This is a genomic window from Rhizobium sp. RAF56, from assembly GCF_052113965.1.
Classification (GTDB): Bacteria; Pseudomonadota; Alphaproteobacteria; order Rhizobiales; family Rhizobiaceae; genus Rhizobium.
In genome coordinates this window covers 1-19,931 of the sequence record NZ_JBFRDU010000058.1, presented here as the reverse complement: position 1 = coordinate 19,931, position 19,931 = coordinate 1, and the positions used below count along the sequence as shown (strand labels likewise).

17 protein-coding genes, 1 tRNA gene and 1 pseudogene are annotated in these 19,931 nt (G+C 59.4%); 17 read left to right on the top strand and 2 right to left on the bottom strand.

Annotated features, from left to right (window positions below; genetic code table 11):
• The 13 genes and pseudogenes from tuf to rpoC all read left to right on the top strand — a co-directional run.
• A pseudogene (gene tuf / locus AB4048_RS26965) lies at positions 1-146 on the top strand (elongation factor Tu); the annotation flags it as partial.
• A 113-nt stretch (positions 147-259) separates the two neighbouring features.
• Complete coding sequence (locus tag AB4048_RS26960) at positions 260-541, top strand: type II toxin-antitoxin system RelE/ParE family toxin (RefSeq protein ID WP_442205049.1); 282 nt, start codon at positions 260-262, stop codon at positions 539-541.
• 22 nt (positions 542-563) lie between these two features.
• A complete protein-coding gene (locus tag AB4048_RS26955; protein ID WP_442205048.1) occupies positions 564-863 on the top strand; it encodes a HigA family addiction module antitoxin in 300 nt (99 codons plus the stop codon).
• Between the two features lie 221 nt (positions 864-1,084).
• Positions 1,085-1,978 carry an NAD-dependent epimerase/dehydratase family protein gene (locus AB4048_RS26950; protein ID WP_442205047.1) on the top strand — a complete coding sequence of 298 codons (894 nt, stop codon included), beginning with the start codon at positions 1,085-1,087 and terminating at the stop codon, positions 1,976-1,978.
• Between the two features lie 130 nt (positions 1,979-2,108).
• A tRNA-Trp gene (locus AB4048_RS26945) sits at positions 2,109-2,184 on the top strand.
• 195 nt (positions 2,185-2,379) lie between these two features.
• Entirely contained in the window at positions 2,380-2,580 is a 201-nt protein-coding gene (secE, locus tag AB4048_RS26940) for a preprotein translocase subunit SecE (protein WP_442205046.1), read from the top strand.
• 17 nt (positions 2,581-2,597) lie between these two features.
• The gene (gene nusG, locus AB4048_RS26935) at positions 2,598-3,128 is read left to right on the top strand and encodes a transcription termination/antitermination protein NusG (protein ID WP_442205045.1); all 531 of its coding nucleotides are present in this window, start codon (positions 2,598-2,600) and stop codon (positions 3,126-3,128) included.
• A gap of 179 nt (positions 3,129-3,307) precedes the next feature.
• On the top strand, positions 3,308-3,736 hold the full coding sequence (rplK, locus tag AB4048_RS26930; protein WP_442205044.1) for a 50S ribosomal protein L11: 429 nt from the start codon (positions 3,308-3,310) through the stop codon (positions 3,734-3,736).
• Between the two features lie 4 nt (positions 3,737-3,740).
• Positions 3,741-4,445, top strand: a complete 705-nt coding sequence (gene rplA / locus AB4048_RS26925; RefSeq protein ID WP_442205043.1) for a 50S ribosomal protein L1 — start codon at positions 3,741-3,743, stop codon at positions 4,443-4,445.
• A 328-nt stretch (positions 4,446-4,773) separates the two neighbouring features.
• Complete coding sequence (gene rplJ, locus AB4048_RS26920) at positions 4,774-5,292, top strand: 50S ribosomal protein L10 (RefSeq protein WP_442205042.1); 519 nt, start codon at positions 4,774-4,776, stop codon at positions 5,290-5,292.
• 59 nt (positions 5,293-5,351) lie between these two features.
• Positions 5,352-5,729, top strand: a complete 378-nt coding sequence (gene rplL, locus AB4048_RS26915; RefSeq protein ID WP_442205041.1) for a 50S ribosomal protein L7/L12 — start codon at positions 5,352-5,354, stop codon at positions 5,727-5,729.
• Between the two features lie 261 nt (positions 5,730-5,990).
• The gene (gene rpoB / locus AB4048_RS26910) at positions 5,991-10,136 is read left to right on the top strand and encodes a DNA-directed RNA polymerase subunit beta (RefSeq protein ID WP_442205040.1); all 4,146 of its coding nucleotides are present in this window, start codon (positions 5,991-5,993) and stop codon (positions 10,134-10,136) included.
• Between the two features lie 187 nt (positions 10,137-10,323).
• On the top strand, positions 10,324-14,535 hold the full coding sequence (gene rpoC / locus AB4048_RS26905; protein WP_442205039.1) for a DNA-directed RNA polymerase subunit beta': 4,212 nt from the start codon (positions 10,324-10,326) through the stop codon (positions 14,533-14,535).
• Positions 14,536-14,700: 165 nt separating this feature from the next.
• Here rpoC and AB4048_RS26900 read toward each other — a convergent pair whose 3' ends face one another.
• Entirely contained in the window at positions 14,701-15,405 is a 705-nt protein-coding gene (locus AB4048_RS26900) for an acid phosphatase (RefSeq protein WP_442205038.1), read from the bottom strand.
• Positions 15,406-15,668: 263 nt separating this feature from the next.
• Positions 15,669-15,962, bottom strand: a complete 294-nt coding sequence (locus AB4048_RS26895; protein ID WP_442205037.1) for a transcriptional regulator — start codon at positions 15,960-15,962, stop codon at positions 15,669-15,671.
• A 506-nt stretch (positions 15,963-16,468) separates the two neighbouring features.
• Between AB4048_RS26895 and rpsL the strand changes: the two genes are divergently transcribed.
• The 4 genes from rpsL to AB4048_RS26875 form a co-directional block, all read left to right on the top strand.
• Entirely contained in the window at positions 16,469-16,840 is a 372-nt protein-coding gene (gene rpsL, locus AB4048_RS26890; protein WP_003507760.1) for a 30S ribosomal protein S12, read from the top strand.
• A gap of 77 nt (positions 16,841-16,917) precedes the next feature.
• Positions 16,918-17,388 (top strand): 30S ribosomal protein S7, encoded by a 471-nt coding sequence (gene rpsG, locus AB4048_RS26885; protein WP_442205036.1) that lies wholly within the window; start codon positions 16,918-16,920, stop codon positions 17,386-17,388.
• A gap of 27 nt (positions 17,389-17,415) precedes the next feature.
• Entirely contained in the window at positions 17,416-19,515 is a 2,100-nt protein-coding gene (fusA, locus tag AB4048_RS26880; protein WP_442205035.1) for an elongation factor G, read from the top strand.
• Positions 19,516-19,581: 66 nt separating this feature from the next.
• On the top strand, positions 19,582-19,931 hold a 350-nt coding region (locus AB4048_RS26875; RefSeq protein WP_442205034.1), incomplete at its 3' end, for a GTP-binding protein.

Genomic DNA, 19,931 nt, shown 5'->3' with positions numbered 1-19,931 from the left:
GCACGGAAATGGTCATGCCTGGCGACAACGTCACGGTTGACGTCGAGCTGATCGTGCCGATCGCGATGGAAGAAAAGCTGCGCTTCGCTATCCGCGAAGGCGGCCGCACCGTCGGCGCCGGCATCGTCGCCTCGATCATCGAGTAATCTTTAGACCATTCGGTCTTCAGAAGGCCCCCGCTGGAAACGGCGGGGGCCTTGTTTTTTTCTCATCTTGACTTCGAAACGTATCATTTTATGATACCAATGGAGGGCGAGGTGTGATCCGATCGTTCAAGGATAAATTGACGCAATCGATCGATGACGGATCGATCAGGAAGGGCTTTCCGGCCGATCTGGTACGCCGCGCCCAGCAGTTGCTAACTGTTTTGAATGCAGCATCGGATATCGCGGACTTGCGCTCGCCGCCAGGCAATCGGCTCGAAAAGCTTTCGGGTGACCGCGAGGGACAATATTCGGTCCGTATCAACAAGCAGTGGCGCATCTGCTTCGTCTGGACCGACGCAGGTCCGGAAAACGTTGAAATCATCGACTATCACTAGCCGAGGCAAGGAGATGTTGGTCATGTCTGGAAGCAAGGCGCCGGCCATTCATCCCGGTGAAATCCTTCGGGAACTCTATCTCGAACCGCTGGAGATGAAGCCCTATTCGCTTGCCAAGAAGCTTGGTGTCCCCCGCACTCGAATAGAGCGGATCGTCGCGGAGAAGGTTGGGATCACCACCGACACTGCACTTAGGCTGGGCCGCTTTTTTAGGACGACACCCGAGTTCTGGATGAACCTTCAAGTCGCATACGATCTCAAGATACAGGCCAGCAATCTCGAAGCTACGCTTGCCACTATTCCACAGGTTGAAGCGGCTTGAAATCTTGCTTTTTCGCGTCTTAGGCGGGCTTATTGCACCAGTCCGATCCGGTACAGAACCCGCGGATGGTGCGGCCGCAGCGCCATGCGAACCGACGATTTTGCTGCGGGCATTCGGCCGTTCGCGTTCTATCTCGTAGTCGGATGCGAGCCGGCGAGTAGTCTTGCCAAAGCCAGCCAAGTGTTTATCTATCCCCACGGTTTGCTTGCGGAGGGATATCTATGAAGAAGCGCATTCTGTTTACCGGCGGTTCGGGCAAGGCCGGGCGGCATGCTGTGCCGTGGCTCGTCGACCAGGGCTATGAGGTCCACAATATCGACCTAGTGCCGCTCGACAGACCCGGCGTTACCAATCTGATCGTCGATATCACCGACCAGGGACAAGTCTTCAACGCGCTGTCCATGCACTGCGATTTTCCCGATCTCGATGCGGGCAAGGGCGTTCGGCCGTTCGATGCGGTCGTCCATTTCGCGGCGATCCCGCGTATTCTGATCAAGCCCGACAATGAGACCTTCCGCATCAACACGATGGGCACCTACAACGTCATCGAGGCGGCGGTGAAGCTCGGTGTTCGCAAGATCATCGTCGCCTCCAGCGAGACGACTTACGGCGTCTGCTTCGCCGAGGGCCACCGCGACTTCCATCAATTTCCGTTGGAGGAGGACTACGACGTCAATCCGATGGACAGCTACGGATTGTCGAAGGTGTTGAACGAGAAGACCGCCCGCGCCTTCGCGGAACGTTCGGGTGCCGACATCTATGCGCTGCGAATCGGCAACGTCATCGAGCCGCATGAATACGAGCTGTTTCCGACGTTCTTCGCCAATCCGGAAATGCGCAAGCGTATCGCCTGGAGCTATATCGATGCGCGCGATCTCGGGCAGATCGTTCATCTCTGCATCGAGAAGGACGGGCTCGGCTATCAGGTCTTCAACGCCGCAAACGATACGGTTTCGGCCAACACGCCGTCGCGCGAACTCGCCAGGCGATTTTACCCGAACGTGCCCTTCACCCGCGAAATCGGCGAGTACGAGGGGCTGCTCTCCAACCGCAAGATTCGCGAGGTGCTGGGCTTCAAGGAGGAGCACGACTGGCGCAAATACGTGAAGGTTTGAGAAGGACTGGACGGGATTGGAAAAAACGAAAAACGGACTTGCCAATCCCGTCGCCGCGCCTTAAAGGAGCGCCATGCCTCTCAAATGCGGGCGCGGCGATAGGGTCGGGCGGGCGGTTGAGATGGCATGAAGGGGTATAGCTCAGTTGGTAGAGCGGCGGTCTCCAAAACCGCAGGTCGTAGGTTCGAGCCCTGCTGCCCCTGCCAGTCTTTCCAGGATTTCGACTAGCGCGCCACTTTCGCTGCTTATCGGGCCTGGATGCCGCGTGACGGCAAATTTCGCCAGATATCGAATTCCCTCTTGTTAAATAGGGAAACGGTGTTTATGTAGGGGTTCAACAGACACGCGGTGCGTGGGGCTGGCAGAGTCAGCTTTACGCGCCGTAATTGCGTGGGCAGTCAATGGCATCCAAATCGAATCCGTTCGCGTTTCTGCAGCAGGTACGCTCCGAGACGGCGAAAATTACTTGGCCCTCCCGCCGCGAGACGATGATCTCGACGGTTATGGTCCTGATCATGGTGGTGTTTGCGGCGTTGTTCTTCTTTGCTGCCGACCAGCTCATTGGTTGGATCCTTAGCTACGTGCTGCACGTGGGCAATTAATATCAGCGGAGATGAAGATGGCTGCACGTTGGTATATCGTCCACGCGTATTCGAATTTTGAAAAGAAGGTTGCCGAATCCATCGAGGAGAAGGCAAGGCAGAAGGGTCTCGGGCACCTGTTCGAGAGGATCCTGGTGCCGACCGAAAAGGTGGTGGAAGTGCGTCGCGGCCGTAAGGTCGATAGCGAGCGCAAGTTCTTTCCGGGTTACGTGCTGGTGCGCGCCAACCTCACGGATGAGGCCTACCACCTGATCAAGAACACGCCGAAGGTCACAGGCTTCCTCGGCTCCGACAACAAGCCTGTTCCTATCCCGGATTATGAAGCCGAGCGCATTCTCGGTCAGGTCCAGGAAGGTGTCGAGCGGCCGAAGGCCTCCGTCTCGTTCGAGATTGGAGAGCAGGTTCGCGTATCCGACGGCCCGTTCGCCTCGTTCAACGGCATCGTTCAGGATGTCGATGAAGAGCGGTCGCGCCTGAAGGTCGAAGTTTCGATTTTCGGCCGCGCAACGCCGGTCGAGCTCGAATACGCTCAGGTCGAGAAGGTCTGATCTTTTTGAGAAATGGAAGCAAGTAGCGATCTACTTGCTTTCTGCGGCGTCGTCCGCAACCGCGTGGAAGGGTAGGGGTCTTAGCCGGACTTTCGGGCCCGAACCACGCAACCGCAGCCGCCGGAGCGATCCGGCATCGAGTGGCCGGGCAACCGGTCTATAGTGAAAGGCAGAGAGATATGGCTAAGAAAGTTGCAGGCCAGCTCAAGCTCCAGGTCAAGGCAGGATCGGCAAACCCGTCCCCGCCGATCGGCCCGGCGCTTGGTCAGCGTGGCATTAACATCATGGAATTCTGCAAGTCGTTCAACGCAGCGACGCAGGAAATGGAAAAGGGTATGCCGATTCCGGTCGTCATCACCTACTACCAGGACAAGTCCTTCACCTTCATCATGAAGCAGCCGCCGGTATCTTACTTCCTCAAGAAGGAAGCAAAGATCACCTCCGGTTCGAAGCTCCCGGGCAAGACGAAGGCTGGCTCCATCACCAAGGCTCAGGTCAAGACGATCGCTGAAGCCAAGATGAAGGATCTGAACGCTGCCGATATCGACGGCGCAATGGCCATGATCGAGGGCTCCGCCCGCGCCATGGGCCTGGAAGTGGTAGGTTAATTCCATGGCAAAACTCGCAAAGCGTATTCAGAAGACCCGCGAAGGCGTTGATCCGACCAAGCTTTATGCTCTGACCCTGGCCATCGGCATGGTCAAGGAGCGCGCGGTCGCCAAGTTCGATGAAACCATCGAAGTCGCCATGAACCTCGGCGTCGATCCGCGCCACGCAGACCAGATGGTCCGCGGCGTGGTCAACCTGCCGAACGGCACCGGCCGCGACGTTCGCGTCGCAGTGTTTGCTCGTGGCGCCAAGGCTGACGAAGCCAAGGCCGCTGGTGCTGACGTCGTCGGCGCCGAAGAGCTGGTTGAAATCGTCCAGGGCGGCAAGATCGACTTCGATCGCTGCATCGCGACCCCGGACATGATGCCGCTCGTCGGCCGTCTCGGTAAGGTGCTCGGCCCGCGCGGCATGATGCCGAACCCGAAGGTCGGCACGGTGACCATGGACGTTGCTGGCGCCGTCAAGGCTTCCAAGGGCGGCGCCGTCGAGTTCCGCGTCGAGAAGGCTGGTATCGTTCACGCCGGCATCGGCAAGGCTTCCTTCGACGCCAAGGCGCTCGAAGAAAACATCCGCGCCTTCGCTGACGCGGTCATCAAGGCGAAGCCGGCTGGTGCGAAGGGCAACTACGTCAAGCGCGTAGCCATCTCCTCGACCATGGGTCCGGGCGTCAGGATCGACCCGACATCGGTTACGGCTCCGGCCGCTTAAGTTTTGGCTCGGACCTTGGTCCGTGCTCAATGAATTCCCGGCCCTTCGGGGCCGGGATATCCGGAGAAATCCGGAATTCCTGTCCGAGATTGCAGGTGGTTGTCCCTTAATCACTGTTGCCTGCATGAGACGGGTAAGACCCGAATTCAAAGAAGCCCAGGCTTCAAAGATCTCGGTTCGAGCCTTGGATGCCTTGTGCCACTCAGCCGTCCGGCTGGAGCGCGAGGGGACAGGATCCTCAAGCGTCGCTTGGGATCGCTTCTGATCCCGGGAGGCAAAGGCAACCCGGTAGGGCCCGTTACAAGGTCCTGCCAACTGGAGATAAGCAGTGGAAAGAGCGGAAAAACGCGAATTCGTCACGGAACTGAACGAAGTCTTTAAGGCTTCGGGCTCGGTTGTCGTGGCCCACTATGCTGGTGCTACAGTCGCGCAGATGAACGACTTCCGTTCGAAGATGCGCGCTGCTGGCGGCACCGTCAGAGTCGCGAAGAACCGCCTGGCCAAGATCGCCCTTCAGGGTACGGAAGCGGAAGGGATTTCCAATCTCTTTACCGGTCAGACGCTCATTGCATACAGCAATGACCCGATCACCGCTCCGAAAGTCGTCGTGGATTTCGCCAAGGGCAACGACAAGATCGTTGTACTGGGCGGCGCCATGGGAACAACCACGCTCAACGCCGATGCAGTCAAGTCGCTTGCGACCCTGCCGTCGTTGGACGAACTGCGCGCGAAGCTGCTGGGCATGATCCAGACTCCGGCTACCCGCATCGCAAGTGTTGTTGCAGCACCGGCAAGTCAGCTTGCTCGCGTGTTTTCGGCTTACGCCAAGAAGGACGAAGCCGCGTAAGGCGGTTTTTCGCTGTTTAAAACCAACCGGTTCGAACCGAACAAAAGGAACTGATAAAAATGGCTGATCTCGTAAAGATCGTTGAAGACCTCTCCGCGCTGACCGTTCTGGAAGCCGCAGAACTGTCCAAGCTTCTCGAAGAAAAGTGGGGCGTTTCCGCCGCTGCTCCGGTAGCTGTTGCTGCTGCCGGCGGCGCTGCCGCTGCTGCTGTCGTTGAAGAAGAAAAGACCGAGTTCGACGTCATCCTCGTGGATACTGGCGCGAACAAGATCAACGTCATCAAGGAAGTCCGCGCCATCACCGGCCTCGGCCTCAAGGAAGCCAAGGACCTCGTCGAAGCCGCTCCGAAGGCTGTCAAGGAAGCTGTTTCCAAGGCTGAAGCCGCTGACATCAAGAAGAAGCTTGAAGACGCCGGCGCAAAGGCTGACGTCAAGTAATCTTGAAAACTGCTTTTGGGAGATGGCTTTGCGCCGTCTCCCATTTGCCGTTTTTCCGAACGAATTACCCAAAAGCCGCGGGCAAAACGGCTTTTGGGTAATGGGTTCTTCAAGAGGATGGTTCGACCCGACGACACAAGGCAAACCGGCTGAGTGGACGCGGATGTCGAACGAGATTGAACAAACCCATTGATTGACGGGGTCGCCTGGCCAGCGTTTCCCGTCCGTTGCAGGCCCGGATGCAATTTTGAAGGAGCGACGATGGCTCAGACCCTTTCGTTCAATGGTCGTAGGCGCGTACGCAAGTTTTTTGGTAAGATCCCCGAAGTCGCAGAGATGCCGAACCTCATCGAGGTTCAAAAAGCGTCTTACGATCAATTCCTCATGGTTGAAGAGCCGAAGGGCGGTCGCCCGGACGAAGGCCTTCAGGCCGTGTTCAAGTCGGTATTCCCGATCACCGATTTCTCCGGCGCTTCGATGCTGGAGTTCGTATCCTATGAATTCGAACCGCCGAAGTTCGACGTCGATGAGTGCCGCCAGCGCGACCTGACTTATGCAGCGCCGCTGAAGGTCACTCTCCGCCTCATCGTGTTCGATATCGACGAGGATACCGGCGCCAAGTCCATCAAGGACATCAAGGAGCAGTCCGTCTACATGGGCGATATGCCGCTCATGACCAACAACGGTACCTTCATCGTCAACGGCACCGAGCGCGTGATCGTGTCGCAGATGCACCGTTCGCCGGGCGTCTTCTTCGACCATGACAAGGGCAAGAGCCACTCTTCCGGCAAGCTGCTGTTTGCTGCCCGCGTCATTCCTTACCGCGGCTCCTGGCTCGATATCGAGTTCGACGCCAAGGACATCGTCTTTGCCCGTATCGACCGCCGCCGCAAGATTCCGGTGACGTCGCTGCTGATGGCGCTCGGCATGGACGGCGAAGAAATCCTGTCCACCTTCTATACGACGTCGATGTTTGCTCGCGACGGCGAAGGCTGGCGCATTCCGTTCAAGCCCGAGACGCTGAAGGGCGCCAAGACGATCTCCGACATGGTCGACGCCGATACCGGCGAAGTCGTTGTCGAAGGCGGCAAGAAGCTGACCCCGCGCCTGCTGCGCCAGTTGCAGGACAAGGGCCTCAAGGCTCTCAAGGCCACCAATGACGATCTCTATGGCAGCTATCTCGCCGAAGACATCGTCAACCTGCAGACGGGTGAAATCTACCTCGAAGCAGGCGACGAGATCGACGAAAAGACCCTGCCGATCATCCTGAACGCCGGCTTCGACGAAATCCCGGTACTCGGCATCGACCACATCAACATCGGCGCCTACATCCGTAACACGCTTTCCGCCGACAAGAACGAGAACCGTCAGGACGCTCTGTTCGACATCTATCGCGTCATGCGTCCGGGTGAACCGCCGACGATGGAATCGGCCGAAGCCATGTTCAACTCGCTGTTCTTCGATTCGGAGCGTTACGATCTCTCCGCCGTTGGCCGCGTGAAGATGAATATGCGTCTCGACCTCGATGCCGCAGACACCGTCCGCGTTCTTCGCAAGGAAGACATCTTGGCCGTGGTCAAGATGCTGGTCGAACTGCGCGACGGCAAGGGCGAGATCGACGATATCGACAACCTCGGCAACCGCCGCGTCCGTTCGGTCGGCGAGCTGATGGAAAACCAGTATCGCCTCGGCCTGCTGCGCATGGAGCGCGCGATCAAGGAGCGCATGTCGTCGATCGAAATCGACACCGTCATGCCGCAGGACCTGATCAACGCCAAGCCGGCGGCTGCCGCCGTCCGCGAATTCTTCGGCTCCTCGCAGCTGTCGCAGTTCATGGACCAGGTGAACCCGCTCTCGGAAATCACGCACAAGCGTCGTCTTTCGGCGCTTGGTCCGGGTGGTCTGACCCGCGAGCGCGCCGGCTTCGAAGTCCGCGACGTTCATCCGACGCACTATGGCCGTATCTGCCCGATCGAGACGCCGGAAGGCCCGAACATCGGTCTGATCAACTCGCTCGCGACCTTCGCCCGCGTCAACAAGTACGGCTTCATCGAGAGCCCTTACCGTCGCATCATCGACGGCAAGGTGACCAACGATGTGCTCTACCTCTCCGCCATGGAAGAGGCCAAGTACTACGTGGCACAGGCCAACGCCGAACTTGGCACTGACGGCTCGTTCACGGACGAATTCGTCGTCTGCCGTCACTCCGGCGAAGTCATGCTTGCCCCGCGCGACAACATCAACCTGATGGACGTTTCGCCGAAGCAGCTCGTCTCTGTCGCGGCCGCGCTCATTCCGTTCCTTGAGAACGACGACGCCAACCGCGCGCTCATGGGCTCGAACATGCAGCGTCAGGCTGTGCCGCTTCTGCGCGCGGAAGCGCCGTTCGTCGGCACCGGCATGGAGCCGGTCGTCGCCCGCGACTCCGGCGCTGCTATCGGCGCCCGCCGCGGCGGCGTGGTCGACCAGGTCGATGCTACGCGTATCGTTATCCGCGCCACCGAGGACCTCGATCCGTCGAAGTCCGGCGTCGATATCTACCGCTTGATGAAGTTCCAGCGTTCGAACCAGAACACCTGCGTCAACCAGCGCCCGCTGGTCACCGTCGGTGACGTGGTCAACAAGGGCGACATTCTCGCAGACGGTCCGTCCACCGACCTCGGCGATCTGGCGCTCGGCCGCAACGTGCTCGTCGCGTTCATGCCGTGGAACGGCTACAACTACGAAGACTCGATCCTGCTCTCCGAGCGGATCGTTGCCGACGACGTGTTCACCTCCATTCACATCGAAGAGTTCGAAGTGATGGCGCGTGACACCAAGCTTGGTCCGGAAGAAATCACGCGTGACATTCCGAACGTTTCGGAAGAAGCGCTGAAGAACCTTGACGAAGCCGGCATCGTCTACATCGGCGCCGAAGTTCAGCCTGGCGACATCCTCGTCGGCAAGATCACGCCGAAGGGCGAAAGCCCGATGACGCCGGAAGAAAAGCTCCTGCGCGCCATCTTCGGCGAAAAGGCATCCGACGTTCGCGACACCTCCATGCGCATGCCGCCCGGCACGTATGGCACCGTCGTCGAAGTGCGCGTCTTCAACCGCCACGGCGTTGAAAAGGACGAGCGCGCGATGGCGATCGAGCGCGAGGAAATCGAGCGTCTCGCAAAGGACCGCGACGACGAGCAGGCGATCCTCGACCGTAACGTCTACGGCCGCCTGATCGACATGCTGCGCGGCCAGGTGTCGATTGCCGGTCCGAAGGGCTTCAAGAAGGGCACCGAGCTTTCGAACGCGGTCGTTGCCGAATATCCCCGCTCGCAGTGGTGGATGTTCGCGGTCGAGGACGAGAAGGTTCAGGGCGAACTCGAAGCGCTCCGTGGCCAGTACGACGAATCCAAGTCGCGCCTTGAACAGCGCTTCATGGACAAGGTCGAGAAGGTCCAGCGCGGCGACGAAATGCCTCCGGGCGTCATGAAGATGGTCAAGGTCTTCGTCGCTGTGAAGCGCAAGATCCAGCCTGGCGACAAGATGGCCGGCCGTCACGGCAACAAGGGCGTCGTGTCGCGCATCGTTCCGGTCGAGGACATGCCGTTCCTCGAAGACGGTACGCATGTCGACATCGTGCTCAACCCGCTCGGCGTGCCCTCGCGCATGAACGTCGGCCAGATTCTCGAAACGCACCTGGGCTGGGCTTGCGCCGGCATGGGCCGTCAGATCGGCGATCTGCTCGAAGCCTACAAGGCGTCTGGAAACATCCAGCCGCTGCGTGCGACGATCGACGGCATCGTTGGTCCTGGTCCGAAGGGTGACGAAGTTCGCGAATATGACGACGACTCCGTCGTCCGTCTGGCAGACCAGTGGAAGCGTGGCGTGTCCATCGCAACCCCGGTCTTCGACGGTGCGCACGAAGGCGACGTCAACGCGATGCTGGTGATGGCAGGCCTGAAAGAGAGCGGTCAGTCGACCCTCTACGACGGTCGTACCGGAGAGCAGTTCGACCGCCAGGTAACGGTTGGCTACATCTACATGCTGAAGCTCAACCACTTGGTCGACGACAAGATCCATGCCCGTTCGATCGGTCCGTACTCGCTCGTTACCCAGCAGCCGCTGGGCGGCAAGGCGCAGTTCGGCGGCCAGCGCTTCGGCGAAATGGAAGTCTGGGCTCTGGAAGCTTACGGCGCTGCCTACACGCTGCAGGAAATGCTGACGGTGAAGTCGGACGACGTGGCCGGCCGCACCAAGGTCTACGAAGCGATCGTCCGTGGCGACGATACCTTCGAAGCGGGTATTCCGGAGAGCTTCAACGTTCTCGTCAAGGAAATGCGCTCGCTCGGCCTCAGCGTCGATCTGGAAAACTCCAAGGTCGACGACGTGCACGCGTCAGCCGGCCAGTTGCCGGACGCAGCCGAGTAACATCGATAGGTGCGCGCTGTAACCAGCGCGCACCGTTCCCGTCGGCGCCCCGCCAAAAGTGTGCGGGCCTGGCAGGGACGATTTCGCCGCATTCTGCGGTTATTGTCGTTTTGAGCATCAGTCCGGTTCCCGGGATTTATCGGAACTGATCGCATTTTAGGGCGTCACGCTCATGAAGGAGACAGGCATGAACCAAGAGGTCATGAATCTTTTCAATCCGCAGGTGCCTGCACAAAACTTCGATTCCATCCGGATTTCGATAGCATCGCCGGAGAAGATTCTCTCCTGGTCTTACGGTGAGATCAAGAAGCCGGAGACGATCAACTACCGCACGTTCAAGCCCGAACGCGACGGTCTCTTCTGCGCGCGCATCTTCGGGCCGATCAAGGACTACGAGTGCCTTTGCGGCAAGTACAAGCGCATGAAGTACAAGGGCATCATCTGCGAAAAGTGCGGCGTCGAAGTCACGCTGTCGCGCGTTCGCCGCGAGCGCATGGGTCATATCGAGCTCGCCGCTCCCGTTGCCCACATCTGGTTCCTGAAGTCGCTGCCGAGCCGCATTTCCACGCTGCTCGACATGACGCTGAAGGATGTCGAGCGCGTTCTCTACTTCGAACACTACATTGTCACCGAGCCTGGCCTCACCGCCCTCAAGGAGCACCAGCTCCTGACGGAAGAAGAGTACATGCTCGCCGTCGATGAATACGGCGAAGACCAGTTCACCGCCATGATCGGCGCCGAAGCGATCTACGAGATGCTTGCCAGCATGAATCTCGAAAAGATCGCCGGCGACCTGCGCGCCGAGCTTGCCGACACGACGTCGGACCTCAAGCAGAAGAAGCTGATGAAGCGCCTGAAGATCGTCGAGAACTTTCTGGAATCGGGCAACCGTCCGGAATGGATGATCATGAAGGTCGTTCCGGTGATCCCGCCGGACCTGCGCCCGCTCGTTCCGCTGGATGGCGGCCGCTTCGCGACGTCGGACCTCAACGACCTCTATCGCCGCGTCATCAACCGTAACAACCGCCTGAAGCGCCTGATCGAACTGCGTGCGCCGGGTATCATCATCCGCAACGAAAAGCGCATGCTGCAGGAATCTGTCGACGCGCTCTTCGACAACGGCCGCCGCGGCCGCGTCATCACCGGCGCCAACAAGCGTCCGCTGAAGTCGCTCTCCGACATGCTCAAGGGCAAGCAGGGCCGTTTCCGCCAGAACCTGCTCGGCAAGCGCGTCGATTATTCCGGCCGTTCGGTCATCGTGACCGGTCCGGAACTGAAGCTGCACCAGTGCGGCCTGCCGAAGAAGATGGCGCTCGAACTGTTCAAGCCGTTCATCTACGCGCGCCTCGACGCCAAGGGTTATTCCTCGACCGTCAAGCAGGCTAAGAAGCTGGTCGAAAAAGAAAAGCCGGAAGTCTGGGATATCCTCGACGAGGTCATCCGCGAGCATCCGGTTCTCTTGAACCGCGCACCGACGCTGCACCGCCTGGGCATCCAGGCCTTCGAACCCATCCTGGTCGAAGGCAAGGCTATCCAGCTGCATCCGCTCGTCTGCACGGCCTTCAATGCCGACTTCGACGGTGACCAGATGGCCGTTCACGTGCCGCTGTCGCTCGAAGCCCAGCTTGAAGCCCGCGTGCTGATGATGTCGACCAACAACATTCTGCACCCGGCAAACGGCGCGCCGATCATCGTTCCGTCGCAGGACATGGTTCTCGGACTCTACTATCTGTCGATCCTGAACCAGAACGAGCCGGGCGAAGGCATGGCTTTCTCCGACCTCGGCGAACTGCATCACGCGCTTGAAAACAAGGTCGTGACGCTGCATTCGAAGATCCGCGGCCGCTTCAAGTCGGTTGACGAGGATGGCAAGCCCTATTCGAAGATCTACGAGACGACGCCTGGGCGTCTGCTCATCGGCGAACTGCTGCCGAAGAACTTCAAGGTGCCGTTCGACATCTGCAACCAGGAAATGACCAAGAAGAACATCTCCAAGATGATCGACACGGTCTACCGCCATTGCGGCCAGAAGGACACGGTCATTTTCTGCGACCGCATCATGCAGCTCGGTTTCGCGCATGCCTGCCGCGCCGGCATCTCGTTCGGCAAGGACGACATGGTGATCCCGGACACCAAGGCGAAGATCGTCGGCGATACCGAAGCGCTCGTGAAGGAATACGAACAGCAGTACAATGACGGCCTGATCACTCAGGGCGAAAAGTACAACAAGGTCGTCGACGCCTGGGGCAAGGCCACCGAGAAGGTCGCCGACGAAATGATGGCCCGCATTAAGGCCGTCGAGTTCGACGAAAAGACCGGTCGTCAGAAGCCGATGAACTCGATCTACATGATGTCGCACTCCGGCGCCCGTGGTTCTCCGAACCAGATGCGTCAGCTGGGCGGCATGCGCGGCCTCATGGCCAAGCCGTCGGGCGAAATCATCGAGACGCCGATCATCTCGAACTTCAAGGAAGGCCTGACCGTGAACGAGTACTTCAACTCGACGCACGGCGCCCGTAAGGGTCTGGCAGACACCGCCTTGAAGACCGCGAACTCGGGCTACCTGACTCGCCGTCTCGTCGACGTCGCGCAGGATTGCATCGTCAACTCGGTCGACTGCGGCACCGAATCCGGCCTCACCATGACGGCGATCGTCGATGCCGGTCAGGTCGTCGCCTCGCTCGGCGCCCGTATCCTCGGCCGCACCGCGCTCGACAACATCGATCATCCGGTCACGGGTGAGCGCATCGCCGACGCGGGCAAGATGATCCTCGAGCCCGACGTCATCGAAATCGAGAAGGCTGGTATCCAGTCGATCCGTATCCGCTCGGCGCTGACCTGCGAAATCCAGACGGGCGTCTGCTCGGTCTGCTACGGCCGCGACCTCGCGCGCGGTACGCCGGTCAACATGGGTGAGGCAGTGGGTGTCATCGCCGCACAGTCGATCGGCGAGCCGGGCACGCAGCTGACCATGCGTACGTTCCACCTTGGTGGTACGGCAACCGTGGTCGACCAGTCGTTCCTGGAAGCCTCGTACGAAGGTACGGTGCAGATCAAGAACCGCAACATGCTGCGTAACTCCGATGGCAACCTCGTTGCCATGGGCCGTAACATGGCGGTTCAGATCCTCGACGAACGTGGTGTCGAGCGCTCATCGCAGCGGGTCGCCTACGGTTCGAAGATCTATGTGGACGATGGCGATAAGGTGAAGCGCGGACAGCGTCTCGCCGAGTGGGACCCCTACACCCGTCCGATGATGACGGAACTGGCCGGTACCGTACACTTCGAAGACGTCGTCGACGGCCTCTCGGTTCTCGAAGCGACCGACGAGTCGACCGGCATCACCAAGCGTCAGGTTATCGACTGGCGCTCGACGCCGCGCGGCTCCGACCTGAAGCCGGCGATCGTCATCAAGGACGCCAGCGGCAACGTCGCCAAGCTTGCGCGCGGTGGCGACGCACGCTTCCTGCTTTCGGTCGACGCGATCCTGTCGGTCGAGCCGGGCACGAAGGTGTCTCAGGGTGACGTTCTCGCGCGTTCGCCGCTCGAAAGCGCCAAGACCAAGGACATCACCGGTGGTCTGCCGCGTGTGGCCGAACTGTTCGAAGCGCGTCGTCCGAAGGACCATGCCATCATCGCAGAGATCGATGGTACGATCCGCCTCGGCCGCGACTACAAGAACAAGCGCCGCGTCATCATCGAGCCGGCGGAAGACGGTGTCGAACCGGTCGAGTACCTGATCCCGAAGGGCAAGCCCTTCCACCTTCAGGACGGCGACTATATCGAAAAGGGTGACTACATCCTCGACGGTAACCCGGCGCCGCACGACATCCTGGCGATCAAGGGCGTGGAAGCCTTGGCTTCCTACCTCGTCAATGAAATCCAGGAAGTCTATCGCTTGCAGGGCGTTGTCATCAACGACAAGCACATCGAAGTGATTGTTCGTCAGATGCTGCAGAAGGTGGAAATCACCGATGCGGGCGACAGCCAGTACATCGTCGGCGACAACGTCGACCGTATCGAGCTGGACGACACCAACGACTCGTTGATCGAAGTCGGCAAGAAGCCCGCCTATGGCGACCCGGTTCTGCTCGGCATCACCAAGGCGTCGCTGCAGACCCCGTCGTTCATCTCCGCCGCGTCCTTCCAGGAAACGACGAAGGTGCTGACGGAAGCCGCGATCGCCGGCAAGACCGACGGCCTGCAGGGCCTCAAGGAGAACGTCATTGTCGGCCGCCTTATCCCGGCCGGTACCGGTGGTACGATGACGCAGATCCGCCGCATCGCGACGGCTCGCGACGAGATGATCCTCGAGGAGCGCCGCAAGGGCACGGGTGCCGCGGTGGCAACGCCGATGCTGCAGGACATGGCCGGCGAAAGCGCTCCGGCCGCCGAATAATCGGTAGGCTCCGCCTAACAATAGAAGCCGCCGGAAGCAATTCCGGCGGCTTTTTTCATGCTCCTTTCGCTGGCGCGCCAACGTCATGCCAGCTCGCAGAGAAGAAAAGCGGCCGGAGTTGCCTCCAGCGGCTTTTCAATGTCGAACTTTGTTTGATGCAGTCTTTTAAAGGCCAAGAACCTGGCGAAGCTCCGCCTTGGCGGCTTCGAACTCAGTCTTGTAGTCGGCATGCGTCATGATCGTCTGAGCGATCACTGTACCGGCGATGCGGCCCGCCTCGATGTCGGTCTGGTAGTGGATGCCGCCGACGATGCGGTTATGGCCGTACTCCCAGGCCCGCGCCATGATCGCCGGCTTCTTCTCCGGCACCATGTTTGAGAGAACGATACCCATGAGCGTTCCAACCGTCGTGTGGCCGGACGGATAGGCGCCGGACTTCGACAGCGGGACGACCGGCTTTACAAGATCGCTATAGAGATGCGGGCGGGGGCGCTTCCAGACGTCCTTGGCGGGATCGACGACGGCGCCCTCGGTCTCGACGACGCGGTCGAAGAAGGCGCTAAACTTCGGCAGGTTTTCCTTGGTGAACTTCGGATCGTTTATCACGTCCGAGAAGCGCCAGACGTTTTCCTCGGCATCCGCGATGGCCCGGGCTTCCATCTCAGGAGTGCGGGTCACCTGAATGGTAAGGATTTCCCCGAGTTCCGCCTTCATCTGTGCGGAATCGTTGGCGGGCGGCGGCGGCAGGAGGTCAATGAGGTTGATCTCCTTCGCATCGGAAAATGGCTTTGCGTCATCGGCGAACACTGGCGATGCAATGGCAATGGCAAGGGCAACGCTGACGGCGAAAATCTTGGTGAAACTGGGCATGTCGGCTCCTTTAATTCAATGTCCCGCCGCGCAACTATCAGCCGCGTGTTCCATCCATGTGACAAGGGAGAGGAGACGCACTGAAAAAACCGCCGGAGACACCGCCGGCGTTCTTCACGCTTGTATAAGTGGGAGAATTCATTGGGCTGCTTGCGTCAGCGCTTGGATGCCAATTCGCCAGCCATCCGCGTCAACAATGTCAGCGACGCACGAAAGTCATCTGTGATAGCAATGGCTTAGCGGGGCATCTTAACTCGCGCGGCTCAGGCAAAGCGGATGATGGACACTTCGCCTTGAAGGGCGCCCTGATATGCGGAGGCGTGCGGTTCTTCTTCCGGAATTTCGGTAATCATGCCGATCTGGTCGAGGTCTGCTTCGATAAAACCTTCCTCGGCAAGCGCATTCAAGGCCTCGCGCACGGCGGTGTCGTCGTCCGGAGCCTTTAACATGACGTGCAGATCGGTGCCCTCGCTTCCGTCTGTCTCATATCCCTTACCGATGATGATGAAGACCATTGGGCCGTCATACTTGTTGTCGTTGTCAGGCGTGGTGATCATCAATCTTCCTTAGGCACTGTGGCGATTCGCCTTCTACGAATCTCCGGTTGTCCAATTTGTCCCTGGGACGCGTTTCGCGATTCTTTACAGACTTTTCGGCGAAATGCCTAAATTTATATTGCATGGCTGCCTCGCGGATGCCACATCGAGGCGCGAAATGCCTGCAGGGCAGGGGGTTCAGGCCTCCGGGCCGAAGATAATTTCTTAACCGGCCTTGACGAAGCGGCGTTAAACCAGTAGTACCGCCGCCATCGGATCCCATGTGAGGTTTGGCTGTTCGGAGCGACGCGCTCTGGAGTTCGTCTCAAACAAGGTTCCAAACGCACGTTGAAGACAGAATGCTGCACGCATGACGCACTGTTGCGTCCTCTGCTTATGGTGGTCCATCTGCGAAAGCGGGTCGGGCCACTCTTTGCGCATTGAGGTGATTGTTCGTGTGGAGTGCCGGAGACGGCGAATAGAAGCCCGTAAGGGTGTCGAGACAAGATTTTGCAAGGGATGGTTGAATGCCTACCGTAAACCAGCTGATCCGCAAGCCTCGCCAGGCGCAGGTAAAGCGTAATAAGGTTCCCGCTCTCCAGGAGAACCCGCAGAAGCGCGGTGTTTGCACCCGCGTCTACACGACGACGCCGAAGAAGCCGAACTCGGCTCTGCGTAAGGTCGCAAAGATCCGCCTGACCAACGGCTTTGAAGTCATTGGTTACATCCCCGGCGAAGGTCATAACCTTCAGGAGCACTCCGTGGTCATGATCCGCGGCGGCCGCGTGAAGGACCTTCCGGGTGTTCGCTACCACATCATCCGCGGCGTTCTCGATACCCAGGGTGTCAAGAACCGCAAGCAGCGCCGTTCGAAGTACGGTGCGAAGCGTCCGAAGTAATTCGGTTTCATAAAATCCGGCGCTGCGCGAGGTTCTCCGCGTTATAAAGCGCATCAACAGTTTGAGAGACAAAAAGTATGTCCCGTCGTCACAGAGCAGAGAAGCGCGAAATCAACCCGGATCCGAAGTTCGGTGATCTGGTTGTAACCAAGTTCATGAACGCGATCATGCTGCACGGTAAGAAGTCCGTCGCTGAAAACATCGTTTACGGTGCATTCGACAACGTGCAGGGCAAGTCCAAGCAGGAGCCGCTCGGCGTGTTCCATCAGGCTCTGGACAACATTGCGCCGCACGTCGAAGTGCGCTCGCGCCGCGTTGGTGGTGCGACCTACCAGGTTCCCGTCGATGTTCGTCCGGAGCGCCGCCAGGCCCTCGCCATTCGCTGGCTGATCGCCGCCGCCCGCAAGCGCAACGAAACTACCATGGTCGATCGCCTCTCGGGTGAACTTCTGGACGCCGCCAACAACCGCGGCAGCGCGGTTAAGAAGCGCGAAGACACGCACAAGATGGCAGATGCCAACCGTGCGTTCTCGCACTATCGCTGGTAATCGAACGGTATCAAAAGGCAGTCCACAATGGCTCGCGAATACAAAATCGAAGACTACCGAAATTTCGGTATTATGGCGCATATCGACGCCGGCAAGACCACGACGACCGAGCGTATTCTTTATTACACCGGCAAGTCGCACAAGATCGGTGAAGTTCACGATGGCGCAGCCACGATGGACTGGATGGAGCAGGAGCAGGAGCGCGGCATCACGATCACGTCTGCCGCCACCACGACCTACTGGAAGGGCCGTGACGGCAAGACGCGCCGCTTCAACATCATCGACACCCCCGGCCACGTCGACTTCACGATCGAAGTCGAGCGTTCGCTGCGCGTTCTCGACGGTGCGATCGCCCTTCTCGATGCCAACGCCGGCGTAGAGCCGCAGACGGAAACCGTCTGGCGTCAGGCTGAGAAGTACAACGTTCCGCGCATGATCTTCTGCAACAAGATGGACAAGACCGGCGCCGACTTCTATCGCTCGGTCGAGATGATCAAGACCCGTCTCGGCGCGACCGCTGTTGTCATGCAGCTGCCGATCGGCGCTGAAACCGAGTTCAAGGGCGTTATCGACCTGATCGAGATGAATGCTCTCGTCTGGCGCGACGAATCGCTCGGCGCTCAGTGGGACGTCGTCGAAATCCCGGAAGACATGAAGGCCAAGGCCGAGGAATATCGCGAAAAGCTGATCGAGGCCGTTGTCGAGATCGACGAGGCCGCGATGGAAGCCTACCTCGAAGGCAACATGCCCGACAACGAACAGATCCGCGCGCTCGTTCGCCGCGGCACGATCGACGTCAAGTTCCACCCGATGTTCTGCGGCACCGCCTTCAAGAACAAGGGTGTTCAGCCGCTGCTCGACGCGGTTGTTGACTACCTGCCGTCGCCGCTCGACATTCCGGCGATCAAGGGCATCGACTTCAAGACCGAAGCCGAGATCGAGCGTCATGCAGACGACAGCGAGCCGCTGTCCATGCTCGCGTTCAAGATCATGAACGACCCCTTCGTCGGTTCGCTGACGTTTGCACGCATCTACTCGGGCAAGCTCGAAAAGGGCACGTCCGTGATGAACACGGTCAAGGACAAGCGCGAGCGCGTCGGCCGCATGCTGCAGATGCACTCCAACTCGCGTGAAGACATCGAAGAAGCCTTCGCAGGCGACATCGTTGCTCTCGCAGGTCTCAAGGAAACCACCACGGGCGACACGCTTTGCGACCCGTTGAAGCCGGTTATCTTGGAGCGCATGGAGTTCCCCGAGCCGGTCATCCAGATCGCTATCGAGCCGAAGTCCAAGGGCGACCAGGAAAAGATGGGCCTCGCGCTCAACCGCCTGGCAGCTGAAGACCCGTCCTTCCGCGTGAAGACGGATCAGGAATCCGGCCAGACGATCATCGCCGGCATGGGCGAACTTCACCTGGACATCATCGTCGACCGTATGCGTCGCGAGTTCAAGGTCGAAGCCAACGTCGGTGCGCCGCAGGTTGCTTACCGTGAGACGATCACGCGTCAGCACGAAGAAGACTACACGCACAAGAAGCAGTCCGGTGGTACCGGTCAGTTCGCACGCGTCAAGATCGTCTTCGAACCGAACCCGGAAGGCGAAGAATTCAAGTTCGAATCCAAGATCGTCGGCGGTGCTGTTCCGAAGGAATACATCCCGGGCGTTCAGAAGGGTATCGAAAGCGTTCTGTCCTCCGGTCCGCTGGCTGGCTTCCCGATGCTCGGCGTCAAGGCGACGCTCATCGACGGCGCCTTCCACGATGTCGACTCGTCGGTCCTGGCGTTCGAAATCGCTTCGCGTGCCTGCTTCCGTGAAGCAGCCAAGAAGGCTGGCGCTCAGCTGCTCGAGCCGATGATGAAGGTTGAAGTCGTGACGCCGGAAGACTATGTCGGCGACGTCATTGGCGACCTCAACTCCCGTCGTGGCCAGATCCAGGGCCAGGAGAGCCGCGGTATCGCCGTGGTCATCGCCGCCAACGTTCCGCTGGCGAACATGTTCAAGTACGTCGATAACCTGCGCTCCATGTCGCAGGGTCGCGCTCAGTACACGATGACCTTCGATCACTACGCGCCGGTCCCGTCGAACGTAGCGACCGAAATCCAGGCAAAGTATTCCGGTCAGAAGTGACCGGAATACCAATTGACCGATAAAGAGAAATCATCCCCTGGCGGGAAAAGATAGTGGAGAGCCGAGATGGCAAAGAGTAAGTTTGAGCGCAACAAGCCGCACGTTAACATCGGCACGATCGGCCACGTTGACCATGGCAAGACGTCTCTGACGGCAGCGATCACGAAGTACTTCGGCGAGTACAAGGCGTACGACCAGATCGACGCGGCCCCGGAAGAAAAGGCCCGCGGCATCACCATTTCGACGGCACACGTCGAGTATGAAACCGCTGCCCGCCACTACGCTCACGTTGACTGCCCCGGCCACGCCGACTACGTCAAGAACATGATCACCGGTGCGGCGCAGATGGACGGCGCGATCCTGGTTTGCTCGGCCGCCGACGGCCCGATGCCGCAGACCCGCGAGCACATCCTGCT

Bases quoted from the DNA above. Each gene is read 5' to 3' on its own strand.
- rpsG (WP_442205036.1), top strand. From the start codon at position 16,918: ATGTCCCGTCGTCACAGAGCAGAGAAGCGCGAAATCAACCCGGATCCG.
- rpoB (WP_442205040.1), top strand. From the start codon at position 5,991: ATGGCTCAGACCCTTTCGTTCAATGGTCGTAGGCGCGTACGCAAGTTT.
- nusG (WP_442205045.1), top strand. From the start codon at position 2,598: ATGGCTGCACGTTGGTATATCGTCCACGCGTATTCGAATTTTGAAAAG.
- AB4048_RS26955 (WP_442205048.1), top strand. From the start codon at position 564: ATGTCTGGAAGCAAGGCGCCGGCCATTCATCCCGGTGAAATCCTTCGG.
- AB4048_RS26950 (WP_442205047.1), top strand. From the start codon at position 1,085: ATGAAGAAGCGCATTCTGTTTACCGGCGGTTCGGGCAAGGCCGGGCGG.
- rpoC (WP_442205039.1), top strand. From the start codon at position 10,324: ATGAACCAAGAGGTCATGAATCTTTTCAATCCGCAGGTGCCTGCACAA.
- rplA (WP_442205043.1), top strand. From the start codon at position 3,741: ATGGCAAAACTCGCAAAGCGTATTCAGAAGACCCGCGAAGGCGTTGAT.
- secE (WP_442205046.1), top strand. From the start codon at position 2,380: ATGGCATCCAAATCGAATCCGTTCGCGTTTCTGCAGCAGGTACGCTCC.
- rpsL (WP_003507760.1), top strand. From the start codon at position 16,469: ATGCCTACCGTAAACCAGCTGATCCGCAAGCCTCGCCAGGCGCAGGTA.
- AB4048_RS26900 (WP_442205038.1), bottom strand. From the start codon at position 15,405: ATGCCCAGTTTCACCAAGATTTTCGCCGTCAGCGTTGCCCTTGCCATT.
- AB4048_RS26895 (WP_442205037.1), bottom strand. From the start codon at position 15,962: ATGATCACCACGCCTGACAACGACAACAAGTATGACGGCCCAATGGTC.
- rplK (WP_442205044.1), top strand. From the start codon at position 3,308: ATGGCTAAGAAAGTTGCAGGCCAGCTCAAGCTCCAGGTCAAGGCAGGA.
- fusA (WP_442205035.1), top strand. From the start codon at position 17,416: ATGGCTCGCGAATACAAAATCGAAGACTACCGAAATTTCGGTATTATG.
- rplL (WP_442205041.1), top strand. From the start codon at position 5,352: ATGGCTGATCTCGTAAAGATCGTTGAAGACCTCTCCGCGCTGACCGTT.